The sequence below is a fragment of the Oligosphaera ethanolica genome, from assembly GCF_030814695.1.
GTDB classification, from domain to species: domain Bacteria; phylum Verrucomicrobiota; class Lentisphaeria; order Oligosphaerales; family Oligosphaeraceae; genus Oligosphaera; species Oligosphaera ethanolica.
This window is the reverse complement of the sequence record NZ_JAUSVL010000001.1, coordinates 1424988-1439473: the sequence shown is the minus strand read 5'-3', so window position 1 is coordinate 1439473 and position 14486 is coordinate 1424988. Positions and strand designations below refer to the sequence as shown.

Below are 14486 nucleotides of genomic sequence, written 5' to 3'. Positions count from 1 at the left end.
TAATCATGCTTAACCCCAGGCTTTAGCCTGGGGAAGCAGCCTGCCAACAGACAGTGCCTCGTAGAGGCACCACAGTTTTGGTTATCAATCACTCCTATGAAACACGCTGCCGCAAAGGTCGGCGGAAATCAAGGTCGGATGGTTGGGCGGCGGCGGGCCGTGGGTTTCCTGCAAATTGTCCCAGCGAAGCGCCGGGGTGTACACTGACCGATTACCAATGAGTGTGAACGTCCAAGGCATGACTGCGGAAAAAATGTCTGTGGCATTACATTGCGGGTGCGGGCGGGGCTTTGCCGCCGGCGATGACAAGCACGAACATGGGGATCTGATGATGTTGCAACGCGTGGGTTTCACGGTGATGATAGCGACCCTGCCGGTATTTGCGCAGGTGTTGGCTGACGATGGCTTCATTCGCGACTGGCTGCTGGCCGGGCCCTATCCGAGCTACCAGGTGGACGGCCGTGGCCGCGGCCTCGACACGGATTTTCTTGCAAGCGAGGCCGAATGCCGGCCATATCCCGGCATGAGCGACGAGGCGGAATTTGTTGCCGACAAGGGCAAGCTGATTGCCGGCATCGGGTCGACCAACGAATGGGGCTTCACGGAGACCAGGCGTTTTCCCATCACGTGGACTGCGCGGCATTTCGATCGTGGTATTATCAGCCTAGACAAGATGTTCATGCCCATTGATGATTACTTCGCGGCCTACGCGGCCTGCTACATCGAATCGCCGCGGGATCAGGACATCAACGTGCGCATGGGCAGCGACGACGACCACAAGGCGTGGCTGAATGGCCGCCTCCTCGGTCGCGCCAACAGCTCGCAGGCCGTCGTGCCCGATAATTTCATTTACCCGGCGCGGCTGCGGCGCGGCATTAACCGCCTGCTGCTCAAAATTGTCGATCGCACGCACGGTTGCGGCTTTTGTGCGGCATTGTCGGACCTGGCCGACCAGCCGTTGCGCGACATCCGCGTTTTCACGGATCACCCCGGCCGCGAGCGCCAGGCGGAAGCCTATGACGCCGGCTTCATGGCGCGCTTCGCCTTTGGCGATGGGCCGCTCTTCGCCGGCCAGCAGGATCTGCGCGTGCAATTCTGGGCGCCGGAGCCGGCAGCGGCGGCGGGGCAGGGGCAGGGGGGCGAAGACGGCGTCGCTGCTGCTGCGCCTGTGCGCTATCGTGTGGAATTGCAGGGCCAGCAGCGGGAATTGGTCAGCGGCGAACAATGGGATATGGCGGTGGCTGTTGCCGCCGGCGAACAGCTGCTCACGATGGCTGTGTATGCTGACGGCAAGCAGTGCGCGCTATTGCAGCAGCTCTTGACGGCGTATTCGCGCGAGGACATCCTGCGCGAAAATGCCGAGTTGCCGCAGCGCCTGCGCGAGCTTCGCGAAACCAATGAGCGGCTACGACAGCAGCAGGACGGGCTCGAGGCGGCGGTCATCCAGGCGCAGGAGCGTCTCACCGCCGAATACACGCGTCGCGAGGATGCCTACGCCGCGCAACGGCGGCAGGCGGTGGCGCGAGCGCCACGCAGCATTGACGAGCCATTGCCGCCACTGACCCGTCGTTCACGGCTTTGCCTGAATGGCGAGTGGGAGATCAGCGCCGACCGCCAGGAGTGGTCGTCCTTCCTGCTACCGCAGGCGATGTGCGACCTGTATTTCCGCGTCGGGCAGTATCCCGTTCGCCAGCTCGATCCCAAGAACCGCTATGGCAAGGTCGAGCCACTGCCGGGTTGGGATGATTTGGACATCAACATGCTGCGCTTTCAGCGGAAAGCGTGGTACCGCCGGCATTTTGTCGCGGACGGCGCCAGCCAGGCGACTTTCGTCTGCGAAAATATCGACGGGCAGGTCAAGGTCTATGTCAATGGCGAGTATTGCGGCGAGTATTTGGGAAGCATCGGCATCGTCGAAATACCGCTGAAGAATGTCCGCGCGGGCGAGAACCTCATTGAACTGGACTTCGATTCGTACTTTGTGACGCGCTTCTATGGCCTGCGCGGCGACATCTTCATCGACTTCACGGCGCCGGCGCGGGTGCAGGACAGCTGGATCAAGACCAGCTGGCGCAATGCCGAGTTGAGCGTGCAGACCGAGCTCGCCAATAGTGGCCGCGATGCCGTCGCCGGCACGCTGCGGCAAGTCGTGGCTGATGGCCAACGGCTGCGCCTGCGGCTGCCCGAACAGGCCGTGGCGCTGCCTGCGGGCGGTATGATTACGGTGAGCAACGCGACACTGTGGGCTGATCCCGTCTGCTGGGGGATTGGCGGCGACTACGGCACGCCGCAGGTGTATGAGCTGGTCAGCGAACTCGTCGTGGCTGGTGAGGTCGTCGACCGCCATAGCCAGACCTTCGGTTTTCGCGAGTTTTGGATACACGCGACGGATTTTTACCTCAATGGTCGGCGCATCATCTTGCAGGGCGATGTCGGCCACGCGCCCTGGGGCATCAGCAAGCTCGGCGATGTCTTCTGGCCGCTGTATCGGCTGGACGGCATCAACATTCTGCGCCTCCACGACTCCGACTATTGGGCGCCGGAAATCGCCCGGCAGGCCGACCGCTACGGCATGCTCATCTACGCGCAGTCGTACCCGAGGTTGCATGACGACCCCAGTAAACGCAGCAACGACCCGAAAAACTATGTTCCGCTGCCCGACTGGCCGGCCACCGCCACCCACCAGTACAACCTCGACAACTACCGGCGCTGGTTCCGCATGCTGCGCAACAACCCCAGCGTGGTTGTTTGGTCGACAGACAATGAGATTCTCACCCAGGCATGGGACACCGCCGAAAAGGCCGATTTCAATGTGCGCAACGACAAAATTGGCGCCATGTACGGCCAGTTCGTCAAGAGTCTCGAACCGACGCTGGTCATGACCCGCAATGGCGATATCGGCACGCAGACGCGGCGCGGCCGCTGGTTCGAAGACCCGCCCTGCGACACCGCCAACTACCACTATCCCGATTTCAATGTGCGGGACTGGGTGGTTAACTGGCAGAAGGTCTACGAGTACCGGCCGGTGATCTTCGGCGAAACGCTGTACTGCTCCTATGGTGCCTGGGACAACTGGATCGGGCCTATCCCCAGCCAGGTGGCCAAAAAGGCCGCGCGCGTCCGCGAAATTGCTGGTCTGTACCGCGAACTGGGCATACCCGGGCAAATCTACATGGGCCTCGGCCTCGATGGCTTCGTGGGCCTCGACGACAGCGGCCAGGGCAATCCCTGGGGCGTCACCGCCACCATGATCAAGGACCATAAGGCCAATGGTACCTTGCCGCCGGGACTGGCTGCGGACCAATTCCCCTACTACCGCTTGCCGTGGCCAGCGCTGTCCGGCAAGGGTTACAAGCCGCTGTGCACGAACATCGTCGCCACCAGCTATGGCAGCACGGCCTTCAATTGGTTTGACGCGAGCCGCCCGAGCCACGTCCGCAACGCCGTCAATGACGCCTACCGCGATTCGCTGCTGCCGCAGCCGCCACTGGTGCCGGCGCGGGACGCCGAGTGCGTCGTCCACGCCGCGCCTGGCGCGGTGGTTTGGAGTACGTCCGAGCGCGGCGAGCGCTACGGCGTTCCCGCCGACGCAGAAGGCCGCGCGTGGTTTCAGTTCCCGCGGGCCGGGCGGTACCAATTCAGCGCCGCCACCGACGGGGAAACGCGCGCGCTGGTCCTCCCGGCGCGCGGCGCTGCCGCCGCCAAGCCGGGCTTCGATCACCTTGTTCATCTGCAAATGGGGAGTGCCGACTGATGCATAAAAGCGTACTGATAGCCATTATGACGGGGTCGCTGCTGATTCGCGGCGACGAACTGGCCACCAATCGCGCCCTCAAAGCTGAGTTGGCCCAAGAACAAAAAACACACGACGAGCTGCGCCGCCGCGCTCAGGAACTCGCCGAAAAGGCCGCTGTGTTGCAGGAAACTGCCGATCGCGTCGCCGGCCTGAAACAGGGCCTGCCGGCAATGACCGTGACCTACACGGCAGTGCACGAATTCTACCAGGACGCCGATCTGCTGCTGGAAAACGACGACGAGAAGCAGCAGCATACGGTGTGGAAGCAGTGGCTGGACTTGGCCGAGGGCGGCAAATACCGCTTCCGTGCTCAGGTCAAAAGCGACAACGTCAAGAACATCAGCAACATTAAATTCGGCCTGATGATACCGGTGGCGGGCGCTAAAACCCAATGGCCGGCGGCGGCGGTCGGCGCGGGCACTTTTCCTTGGCGCGAGGTGTCCTTTACAACGACCATGCCCTTTGGCTCCGGTGGCCGCGCGCTGCTCCTCTGTGGCATGGAAGGCAATGGCACCGGCCAAGTCGCCTTCCGCAATATCGTCGTCGAACGCATCAGCGAATGAGCAAATGTTCTGCAGATTCTTTTCCGCAGATTGCGCAGATTAACGCCGATTATTTTGTTAGGCATCTTCCCGCGCGAGTGAGGCGGCGGGGGAGAGAGGGAAGTTCGATCGGACTGATCGGACTGATCCGACTGATCAGAATACTGATCGGTCCGATCCGTCGGATCCGTCCGATTCGTCCGCGAATAAAAAGGACCGCCTGGGTTGCCCCGGTCGGTCCCAAAAAGGTACGCGCGTGGTTCGCCTTGCCGTCAGCCTTTATTTGCTGATCCAGAATTGACCGTCGGTGGCGTCTTTGTTGAAGGGAATGTTATTTCTGCCGATGAAAGCGACATGGCCGTCGGCGTAGGCGGCGTTGGCGCCGGAGCCGCTGGCATGGCGGTAGTAGCCGCGGCTGCCTGCGATGACGTTATCGCGAACGGAGCAGCTCGGGTCCGGCCAGCTGCCGTCGGTTTTGTCAATATCCATAAAGGCCATGAGCATGGATGGCGCCGTGAGCGTGCTAATGGCGCGTTTGTGGTAGCCGGTGACATTGATGCCGTAGTGCCGGGAGTCTTTGGTGACATCCATGGCGGGTTCACCCGTCGGGCATGCGTAGGGATCGCGCGGACGGCGGCCGCCAGGCACGGCGATGGTGTGGCACCAGTCGGTGCGGGATATGCCCGGATGGCTGAACTGCGTCAACGCGTCAAGCCATTTGCCGGAATAGAGCCCGTTGAAATTGCCATTGACTGCCGGCGTGGTTTCGTTGTTTTCGTCGGTGTACATCAGCAGATACGTGCTGATTTGCTTCTGGTTGCTGGCACAGTTGATGGTGCGGGCCTTGTCCCGCGCCTTGGATAAGGCCGGTAGCAGCATCGCCGCCAGAATGGCGATGATGGCGATGACGACCAGGAGCTCAATCAGGGTGAAGGCGAAGATCCCGCGGAAAAACCGACTTGTTCTCATGATTTCATTCCTTTTCTGCTGTTGGGTTTAATTTGCAGTAATTCGGATCAGATATAAATAATTCATGACAATGTCCACCGTTGCCGGTGCTTATGTACCCTCGTAGACCCGTACGTAGTCGATTTCGTTGCGGGCGGGGGAGAGAGGAAAGTTCGATCGGACTGATCGGACTGATCGGACTGATCGGACTGATCCGACTGATCAGAATACTGATCGGTCCGATCCGTCGGATCCGTCCGATTCGTCCGCGAAAAAGAAGGACCAAGTTATTCAGCGGGTAAAAATGGCGGCGCTTGTTTTGGGTGCCTATTTGTGTTCAAAGACGCGGACGTAGTCGATTTCATAGCGGGCGGGTAGGGCGCTGTCGTCCATGTCGCCGCCCCAGGAGCCGCCGAGGGCAAGATTGAGCAACAGGTAGTGTTTCTGGCGGAACGGGTTGCTGCCGTCGGGCATGTCGGCTTGGGCAATGTCGAAGGAGAAGTACTTGAGATCGTCGTAGAAGAAGTCGATTTTGTCCTTGTCCCATTCGATGGCGTAGACGTGGAATTCGTCGTAGGTGTTTTTGGGGTCGTGATTGAGGGTGTGGCCGCCTTTGGAACGGTGTTTGCGGTCTGTGCCATCGACGCCCCAATGGCAGGTGGCGTGGATATTGGTCGGGGTTTTGCCGACGTGCTCCATGATGTCGATTTCGCCACAGAAGGGCCAGCCGCGAACGGCCGGATTGGCTTTTTTGTCGCCCATCATCCAAATAGCCGGCCAGGTGCCTTTGCCGGCGGGGAGTTTCGCGCGCACTTCGATGCGGCCGTACTGCCAGGCGATCTTGCCGGCGGTGTTGATGCTTCCGGACGTGTATTCGGCGAACTCCGGCGCGCGCTGCCAATCGGTCGCCTCGGCCTGATGTTTGGCGTTCGGGAAGCGCTCCTTGCGTCCTTCGAGGATGAGCAGGCCATTTTCGAGGCGGACATTTTCCGGCCGCTCTTTCGTGTAGTACTGCAGTTCGCGATTGCGGACGAAGCCGTGCTCGTAGTTCCACGCAGCGGCGGCGGGCGCTGTGCCCTGGTCAAATTCGTCTGCCCAGACGAGTTTCCACGAGCTGTCCTGGGCGAACGCAGCTGATGCCGCGAGGGCGATGATGGTGGTGGCAGTACGGAATCGCATGGCTTTATCTCCTCGGTGGGTGCTGACGCAGAAAGACTTATGCCGCCCGGCGCTGTGGCCGGCGGAAGAACTCGGGCGCTAATGGTTAACGTTCCCGGCGGCGGCTTGATTGGCCGCCGGCGGTCATCTGGTGCTGCCGGCGGCGCGAAGTCATGGCTGGTTGCCGACCGGCGGGACGGCTGGTGCTGGCGACGGCGGGACTACCGGTGTGGCTCCCACGCGTCGCGGCGTGGCCTGGGGCGTCCCCGCCCGTGGCGCGGCGGCTTTGGTCGGCGCCTTGCCGCCGGTGTTTGGGCTGATAGTCAGCGCGGCATTCTTCAGGTCGGTCCAGAGCGTGCCATCGCCGGCGTGAATGATATTGATGCTCAGCTGCGGGTTGAGATTTTCTACCAGCATGAGATCGGCCATCATGCCCATTGCGCCGAGCGATTCCGCTTTCATCTGCGTGCCCAGCGCGGTTTCGTTTTCGCGCAGGAATTGCGCTTTGACTTCGGTTTCGCCGCGCAGCTGGTTGCTTTTGGCGATGATCTGGGCGGATTCGAGCTCGATGTTGGCCACTTCGAGTTCGGTATTGACCTCGACCATGCGCACGGCCTGGCGTTCATTGGCGGCGATTTCGGCCACCTGCAGTTTGGTCTGCTGTTCGACCTCGCGGCGTTTTTGTTCGATCAGTGCCGTTTGCGTATTGAGTTCGCCTTCCATCTTGGCCGCTTCCTGCAGGGACTCGTTGGTGAGGTTCTGTTCGACGGCGATGCTGGCTTCCTGGATCGGTTTGAGGATGTTCTCCGGTATGGCCACATTGCGGATGATCGCGTTGTGGATGATGATGTTCTTTTCCTTCATCGCCTCCACCAGGTCGCTACGCAGATTGTTCTGGAAGGTCTCCCGCCCATCGCCGACGATGAAGTCCTGCGCCTTGTAGCTGGAGCCCTTGATCCGCGAAATGGACAGAATCTGCGGCAGCAGGATTTTCTCCACCACTTTCGGCAGATCGCCGAAGACCAGGTAGATGCGCGACAGGTCCGCCGGCAGCAATTCGAATTCCACCGTCATGTCCATCATGATCTTGAAGCCGTCGCGCGAGGGAAATTCGACGTAGTTGCTGATGCCGAAGATGACGGTCTCGTCCTCCCGGGCGGCGGCGGGGCGCTGCGGCGTTGACTTCTTTCGGTAGTCTTCCCGGCGCTGTTGCTGGACGCTGAGGGTCTGCGCCTGCATTTCCTGCACGGCCACATTGGTCGAAGCGATCTGGTTTTTCACTTCGATCAGGCTGCCCTGTTTGCCGGTCATGCTCACCTGATTCATGCCGATCTCGATGACATTGACCTGGTAGGCGCGGGGATTGACGTAGTAGAGGCCGGGCTGCAGAATGTCCTTGATCACCCCTTTTTCGCCGATGGAGGCAAACTGCCCCACGGGCGCCGCCGGACCGGTCTGGGACGTCACCACGCCCACGTAGCCGATGGGAATGTTGATCGCATCAACGATGTCGACCTGGTAGCCTTCGGGATTCAGTCGGTGTAGGCCCGGGCCCAGCACGTTGCGCCAGATGCCCTGGCTGTCCTTGTCGGCGGCGATGATGTCCCCGGGCGGTAGTGCCGCACCGACTTTCGAGGTCACGATGCCGACTTTGCCGATGGGAATGTCCAGCGCCGGCGTGATGCGTATATCGAAAAAGATCGGGTTGAGGAAATATCGCCCTTCGGGCAACACTTCCCGCCAAATGCCTTTTTCGCCGCGCTCGACCAGGATGCTGCCATCGTTGCGCGGCGTGCCGTTTTTGGCCGTGACGATGGCCATGTGCTCCGGCGGCACGTAGAAACGGCAGAAGAACCACTGGTAAATACCCGCCACGGCGGCGAGCGCGAGGACGAACAGGACGATTGCTGCTGCTGCGCGTGTCTTCATGGCTGGGTCCCTCCTTTCGTCGTTGCTTTGGGCTGGAGACCCACCGGCAGCCCAAAGGGCCCGGAGCCGGCCTGGCTCAAGACGCTCTGGATTTGCGGCGCGATGCGCTCGTAGAGCAGGCCGGCAACGTAGGCTTCCGCGCCGCCAAAGGCCTCGATGTTCAACTTGAGCACGTCCCGCTCCATGGTGTTGCGGGCGGAAATGACGTTGCGCTCGGCTTCGGCGATGGTGAGCATGGCCTTGGCATCGGCCTCGGCACGCTAGTACTCAATGCTCGCGGCGTTTAGTTTGGTCTGGGCGTCAATCACCTTCTCGACCTGGCTCTGCTTGGCGGCTATTTCGCTGGTGAGTTTCTGCGTCTCGGCGGCGACGATCGCCTTGCGCTGCAAGGCCAGCGTGCGCTGTTCTTCCAACACCGTCGCGGATTTGGCCTGCTCAATCTGCTGCTTGTATTTCTTCGCCTCCTGCTGGGCCAACTCGCGGTTGCGGATGATCTCCGCGATCTCCTGCGGCGGAATGATGTCGCGGATCAGCACGGAGTTGATCGAAATGCCCCAGGTCTGGCAGTTCGCCTGCAGAAATTTTTCCAGCTCATTCTGGAAGAGCTGGCGGCTTTCGCCGACGATGAATTCGGTCGCGGTCTTCTTGCTGCCTTCGATACGGGCAAAACCGCTGACTGACGGCAAGATCAGCTTCTTGAGGATGTCCTCCATGTCGCCGACTTCGTGGGAGAGGCATGGCGCGGATTCGGCCGAGATGTTGAATTCGACGGTGCCTTCCAGTGAGATATTGAAGCCGTCCATGGTGATGAAGACGATGGCGTCGTCGCCGCTGAACTCATAGCGCTGGCTTTGAATGTTGACAATGGACACGCTCTGCAGGAAGGGATTGATGCGGTGCGTGCCTTCCTTGAGGACCTCTGCGAGCACGCCTTTGCGGTTGCTGTCCACCAGAAAACCCTTGCTGTTGGTGATGTCGTTGGCGATGCCGGCAAAGACGTCTGCCCCGCAGACATTGACGACGACGCCGACGGTGCCGGGCATGATGCGCAGGTCTTCATAGACTTCCACATCGTAGGCGTAGGGATTGATACGGTGCTTGCCGGTGCCGAGAACGTCCTCGACAATTCCCTTGTACTCCGCCGACGGCGCGATGATCTCGCCCTCGGGGAGGTCTTTGCCGTATTTTCGCACCAGCACGCCAAAATGCCCCGCCGGGATGTCGGTGATGGCCGTGATTTCCCACTCCCAGACGTAGGGATTGCGGAAATAACGCCCCTCGCCAAGGACGTCGAGCTGTATGCCTTTGTATTCCGGTCCCGGCGCAAGGATCTGTTCGCTCGGCAGCTGCTTGCCAGTCTTCTTGATCATGACCGCAAGCTGGCCGTTGCGGGGCTCGATACGGCAGAAAAACCACACAAAAACCGGCGCCAGCAACAGTGCGAGCACAATCACGCCCCCAAGGGGGCCGAGGTAGGTCTTGCCCATACGTTTTCTCCTTTCTCTCATCACTTGCTCAGCTGCCGGGTGCGGCAGAACGAAAAACTCGTCAACGCAAGGGGCTAATGTATCATGATTTCACTCGGACGAAGGCGCCGCGCCGCCAGCGATGCTGGTTTTTTGCCCACTATGGGCCATATTAATCGACTTTCCTGACGGCACGCCCACGCGGCGAGAGTGATGCCAGCGGCAGCATGATGCCTGCTGGTGGCGACGCCTGGCGCTTCGGCGACGTTCTGCTGGCGTGTCGGCGGCGAGACGAGGGCGTTTGTCAAGGGAAGACAGGACGTCTAGCGAAAGGGGGCTGTGCCATGCGCGTTTTATGTCTGTCAGACCTGCATTTCAAGGTGCTGGATCGCGACATTGCCGCCAAACGGCTGCCGATGCTGGCGCTGGACGTCCGCAAGGTGGTGCTGGAAACCCGTCCCGACCTCATTGTACTGACGGGTGACACCCTGCACCCCATGGCGTTGCGCTCGTTGTCGGCGCTGTGCAGCCTGCTTTTTCCGGCGTCCCTGCCGGTACTGGTGACCCTCGGTAATCACGAATTCTGGGGGCGGCGTTTTGAAGAGACTCTTGAAGCGCTCCACGACCAGCTCTTGCCGGCAGACAATGTGCACTTCCTTGACATTTGCGGGAGTTTCCTCTACGGTGGCTACAATTTTGTTGGCGGGACGCTTTTTTATGACGGCTCGCTGCGCTATCGGCAATCGCAGGCGATTACGCCATGGAATGGCTGGAATGACCACTTTGTCGTTGATCTGGTGCGGCGCTATCGCGAGATCAACCAGTATTTCGTGGAGCACATAAAGCGCGCCATGATTTCAGATATGGCGACGGTGCTGTGTACGCACCACGTGCCGCATCAGGCCTTCCTGGGCGGTTTTCCGCCCAACCACTACAATTTCTACGGCGGTATGCGCGATTTGCCCAGCGAGTTGCCCTTTGCGTCGGGTAAGAAGAACGGCCTGATCTGCGGCCATACGCATTACCGTATGATTGGTGAGCTCGTTCCGGGTTTCATGTGCGTTAACGTCGGCAGCGACTACGGCATTCTCAGGCATTATTTGCTGGAATTGCCCTGAGCGCCTGCGTCTGTCTTGGGGATGGTCATGGCAAACAGTGAGTTGAACACGGCCATGACCGCCGCGCTGGCAAAGAGCACCCCGACGCCATAGTGGCTCCATACCCAGCCGCCCAATGGCGCGGCCAGTACCGAGATGAGGTGGTTGATTGATATGCCGGTGGAGAGGGTCGAAGTCAGCTCGCTCTGATTGTCCGAGATGATCTTCGCATACAGATTGGTCGCCAGCGCGCTGGTGCTGATGACCGAGTCCAGCAGGAAATTTGCGCAGAGGACGGCCACCACCAGCGCTGGCGCGAAGAGCTCGCCGGCGAAGCCGTAGAGCAGGCAGACGAAGAAGAGGATGACGGTGTCGTAGATCATCACCCGGCGATAGCCAATGCGGTCCGTCAGGCGGCCAACGAGCGGCGCCATGAAGATATTCACCGTCGCGCAGACGCCGAGCAGCAAGGCCATGGTGGCGGTGTCGAAACCGTACACGCGGATCAGTACGTATGGCGCGAAGGTCATGAAGATCTGCTTGCGGGCGCCGTAAAACAGCTCCAGCGCGTAGAACTTCCAGAACTTCCGGCGGAAGTACAGCCGCGAACGCCGTGACGCCTGCGTCGGCGCATTGGGCGCGAAGGTGCAGACCAGGCTGATGGCGAGCATGATGAAGATCATCACCCACACGCTGTCGTAAATGACCACGCGATCGGTGATGTTCAGCAGCCGCGTGCTGCCCCAGAAGACGCCGGCGACCATCATGCTGCCCAGGACATGCCCGAAATGCATGGCGCCGCTGAGGGTGCCCAGCGATTGCCCGGCGTTTTCCGGCCGCGCTACCTGCATGGCAATGGCGTTGCGCACCGGCATGACCAGGTGCTCGCCAAGACTCCAGATCATGATGATGCCAATCACGGCGAACTTGCCCGCCGGCAACATCAGCAGGCTCACGCCGATGATGCTCACGATCGTGCCCAGACGCATGATCCGCCAGTCGCTTACCCGATACAACAACGCCAGAATGAACACCAGCGCCAAACCAGGCATCTCGCGGAAAAATTCCAGCCAGCCGCGCTCAACCGCGTTGAGGTCGTGGATTTCCGACAGGAAGTTGTTCATCGTCGCCGCAAAACAGCCAACGCCAATGCCCCAGACCAATATGCTGACGAAAAATGCCGTCGCCCCCGAATCGGGCTTGAAGATGTCGCTGCTGCGCCGAAAGGATATCATGTGGTCAATAAATTAGTGCTGGGGTGGGGAAAATGGCCCCCGTGACAAGCACGCCGGGCCGCGGCAAAAGCATAACCATAATGCCATTTCCCGCGTTTGGTAACCTCACGGCCGGTTTGTCGCCTCACGGCATGCACACGGTCAGCCATCGATGCCCGGCTTTCCTGCGGCCTTTTGTTTTTAGCGCCAACGGCGCGGTCTAAGAAAGCCCAGGGCAAGCGCCCGCAGGGCGCGTCGCCCTGGGTAGAGGCCCCACCCGAAATGAGCCCAGTAAGGGCGACCTAAAACGACACTACGGAGGTCGAAAAGCACAAGATGGGGAAGACGTTATATCGGGTTCCATTGCCTCTTTGGCCCCAGTCAGCTTCGCCGACTGGGGCCAAAGAGGCCGAGGAACAGGAGAAAAAATGGCGCTCTACCCAGGGCGTCGCTCCGCCTTCGGCGTCGCTTGCCCTGGGCTATCATAGATCGCGCTTTCAGCGCTTAAATGCCAACGGGATGATGGTTTGCGACAGGGCGGTCAAAAAGGCGCAGGGACAACAAGTATCAATGGCTGACCGATTATCTGGTCTGTAGGTAAAAAGCCAACGTGCGGTGCCGCCGCTATGCTTACGGACTTATTTTACGCACTTTGCGTCTTTTTTATCTTTGGCGTGCCGCCTTGCTCTGTGCTTGTGTGGTCGGCGCTGCAACTTTGGAGGACCGTCCCCGATGCTCATCGTTCAATCGTTTTGCGCCCTTTGCATCTTGCTGGTCATTGGTAAGATATTACGCAGTCTTTTGCCGATCTTTCAACGCCTGTATCTGCCGTCGTCGATCATCGGCGGTCTGCTGGGGCTGTTGCTGATCAACGTCGGTGGCGACTGGATTGCGCCGGAGTGGCATGCCGGCTGGGGACGCCTTCCGGGTTTCCTGATCAACGTCGTCTTCGCGGCGTTGTTTCTTGGCCGGCGTACGCCGGGCCTGGGGCGCATCTGGAATGCCGCCGCGCCGCAGCTGTGCTTCGGCCAGTTGCTGGCCTGGGGCCAGTACGTCATTGGCTTCGCCCTCACGGCCTTTGTGCTCATGCCGCTGTTCAAGGTCCCGGCGGCCTTTGGCAATCTCCTCGAAATCGGTTTTGAGGGCGGCCATGGTACCGTCGGCGGCATGACCGAGTCATTCAACAAACTCGGTTGGTCGGCCGGCGTCGATCTCGGCCTGACGGTCGCCACCATCGGCATGATCATCGGCATTGTTCTCGGTATGATGCTGATCAACTGGGCGGCCCGCAAAGGCCACGTCAACAACCTGCGCGGTTTCGACGACCAAAACAGTTACGAACAACGGGGCATCTACCATTTTCGCCGCCAGCCCCCCGCCGGTAAACAGACCGTCGCTTGCGATTCCATCGACTCATTGGCCTGGCATGTCGCCCTCCTGGGCATCGCCATCTTCCTCGGCTGGATCATGAAACAGGGCCTTGCCAGCTGTCAGCAGTTCTTGCCCGCAAGCTGGCAAAGCTGCGGCCTGCTCGACAGCTTCCCGCTCTTTCCCCTCTGTATGTTTGGTGGGCTCATCCTTCAGAAAATTCTCGAGCGACTGCGGCTGTCGCTGCTCATCAGCCATGAGCAGATGGCGCGCATCTCCGGCTCCGCGCTCGACTTCCTGGTCATCTCCGCGCTGGCGACCATCAACCTGCAGGTCGTCAGTGCCAACTGGCTGCCGCTCTTGCTGCTCGTTGGTGTCGGCACCGCCTGGAGTGTCTTCTGTGTGGTGTTTGTCGCCCCGCGCATTTTCCGCGACGCATGGTTCGAGCGCGCCATCGCCGAATTCGGCCAATCTTGCGGCGTTACCGCAACCGGGCTGCTGCTTCTGCGTACTGTCGATCCCCAGAATGACACCGTTGCCGCCGAGGCCTTCGGCTACAAACAGCTCCTCCACGAGCCCATCATGGGCGGTGGCCTCTGGACGTCTCTCGCGCTGCCCCTTGCTTTCGCCATTGGCAGCACCAAGATGCTCGCCATCAGCGCCATCGCCATCTTGCCATGGATCGCCTACGCCATATTCCTCAACATAAAACGGTAGACGGGCAGCCATTGGTAATTGAACCGTAGAGTAACAGGCGGAGTCTAGTGCGCCACCGGTCTCCCAGGCGTGGTGCGGGCGTCTAGCCCGCGCCGTCGCAAGAGGCCAGCAGGCGGAGTCTAGCGCGCCACCGGTCTCCCAAGCCGCGAAGCGGCAGAAGCGCTGAAAGCGCGAAACATACCAGCCCAGGGCAAGCACGCTGAAAGCGTGCGCCGCCCTGGGTAGCACGTCATTTGTGTTCGTGTTCCTCG

At 60.5% G+C, this 14486-nt stretch carries 10 protein-coding genes; 4 read left to right on the top strand and 6 right to left on the bottom strand.

Annotation, left to right across the window (positions count from 1 at the left end; translation table 11 throughout):
• Nucleotides 1-328: 328 nt before the first annotated feature.
• Nucleotides 329-3754: a hypothetical protein gene (locus tag J3R75_RS04955; protein WP_307260256.1), complete on the top strand. Its 3426-nt coding sequence runs from the start codon at nt 329-331 to the stop codon at nt 3752-3754.
• Nucleotides 3754-4359: a hypothetical protein gene (locus J3R75_RS04950; protein WP_307260255.1), complete on the top strand. Its 606-nt coding sequence runs from the start codon at nt 3754-3756 to the stop codon at nt 4357-4359. The genes J3R75_RS04955 and J3R75_RS04950 overlap by 1 nt, the downstream gene beginning before the upstream one ends.
• A 258-nt stretch (nt 4360-4617) precedes the next feature.
• On the opposite strand, the gene J3R75_RS04945 is transcribed toward J3R75_RS04950, so the two are convergent.
• The 5 genes from J3R75_RS04945 to J3R75_RS04925 form a co-directional block, all read right to left on the bottom strand.
• The gene (locus J3R75_RS04945) at nt 4618-5307 is read right to left on the bottom strand and encodes a prepilin-type N-terminal cleavage/methylation domain-containing protein (protein WP_307260253.1); all 690 of its coding nucleotides are present in this window, start codon (nt 5305-5307) and stop codon (nt 4618-4620) included.
• A 306-nt stretch (nt 5308-5613) separates the two neighbouring features.
• Nucleotides 5614-6465, bottom strand: a complete 852-nt coding sequence (locus J3R75_RS04940) for a glycoside hydrolase family 16 protein (RefSeq protein ID WP_307260251.1) — start codon at nt 6463-6465, stop codon at nt 5614-5616.
• A gap of 150 nt (nt 6466-6615) precedes the next feature.
• Nucleotides 6616-8373, bottom strand: a complete 1758-nt coding sequence (locus J3R75_RS04935; RefSeq protein ID WP_307260249.1) for an SPFH domain-containing protein — start codon at nt 8371-8373, stop codon at nt 6616-6618.
• Nucleotides 8370-8609 (bottom strand): hypothetical protein, encoded by a 240-nt coding sequence (locus tag J3R75_RS04930; RefSeq protein WP_307260248.1) that lies wholly within the window; start codon nt 8607-8609, stop codon nt 8370-8372. The genes J3R75_RS04935 and J3R75_RS04930 overlap by 4 nt, the downstream gene beginning before the upstream one ends.
• A gap of 24 nt (nt 8610-8633) precedes the next feature.
• Nucleotides 8634-9860: an SPFH domain-containing protein gene (locus tag J3R75_RS04925; protein WP_307260247.1), complete on the bottom strand. Its 1227-nt coding sequence runs from the start codon at nt 9858-9860 to the stop codon at nt 8634-8636.
• 323 nt (nt 9861-10183) lie between these two features.
• Between J3R75_RS04925 and J3R75_RS04920 the strand changes: the two genes are divergently transcribed.
• Nucleotides 10184-10957, top strand: coding sequence for a metallophosphoesterase family protein (locus tag J3R75_RS04920; RefSeq protein WP_307260246.1), 774 nt, complete (start codon nt 10184-10186; stop codon nt 10955-10957).
• Here J3R75_RS04920 and J3R75_RS04915 read toward each other — a convergent pair.
• Nucleotides 10936-12171: an MFS transporter gene (locus J3R75_RS04915; protein WP_307260245.1), complete on the bottom strand. Its 1236-nt coding sequence runs from the start codon at nt 12169-12171 to the stop codon at nt 10936-10938. The two genes, J3R75_RS04920 and J3R75_RS04915, sit on opposite strands and share 22 nt — an antisense overlap.
• A gap of 711 nt (nt 12172-12882) precedes the next feature.
• Between J3R75_RS04915 and J3R75_RS04910 the strand changes: the two genes are divergently transcribed.
• Nucleotides 12883-14235 carry a sodium/glutamate symporter gene (locus tag J3R75_RS04910; protein WP_307260243.1) on the top strand — a complete coding sequence of 451 codons (1353 nt, stop codon included), beginning with the start codon at nt 12883-12885 and terminating at the stop codon, nt 14233-14235.
• Nucleotides 14236-14486: the final 251 nt, after the last annotated feature.

Coding starts and splice junctions, on each gene's coding strand:
- J3R75_RS04955 (WP_307260256.1), top strand. CDS start 329: ATGATGTTGCAACGCGTGGGTTTCACGGTGATGATAGCGACCCTGCCG.
- J3R75_RS04950 (WP_307260255.1), top strand. CDS start 3,754: ATGCATAAAAGCGTACTGATAGCCATTATGACGGGGTCGCTGCTGATT.
- J3R75_RS04945 (WP_307260253.1), bottom strand. CDS start 5,307: ATGAGAACAAGTCGGTTTTTCCGCGGGATCTTCGCCTTCACCCTGATT.
- J3R75_RS04940 (WP_307260251.1), bottom strand. CDS start 6,465: ATGCGATTCCGTACTGCCACCACCATCATCGCCCTCGCGGCATCAGCT.
- J3R75_RS04935 (WP_307260249.1), bottom strand. CDS start 8,373: ATGAAGACACGCGCAGCAGCAGCAATCGTCCTGTTCGTCCTCGCGCTC.
- J3R75_RS04930 (WP_307260248.1), bottom strand. CDS start 8,609: ATGCTCACCATCGCCGAAGCCGAGCGCAACGTCATTTCCGCCCGCAAC.
- J3R75_RS04925 (WP_307260247.1), bottom strand. CDS start 9,860: ATGGGCAAGACCTACCTCGGCCCCCTTGGGGGCGTGATTGTGCTCGCA.
- J3R75_RS04920 (WP_307260246.1), top strand. CDS start 10,184: ATGCGCGTTTTATGTCTGTCAGACCTGCATTTCAAGGTGCTGGATCGC.
- J3R75_RS04915 (WP_307260245.1), bottom strand. CDS start 12,171: ATGATATCCTTTCGGCGCAGCAGCGACATCTTCAAGCCCGATTCGGGG.
- J3R75_RS04910 (WP_307260243.1), top strand. CDS start 12,883: ATGCTCATCGTTCAATCGTTTTGCGCCCTTTGCATCTTGCTGGTCATT.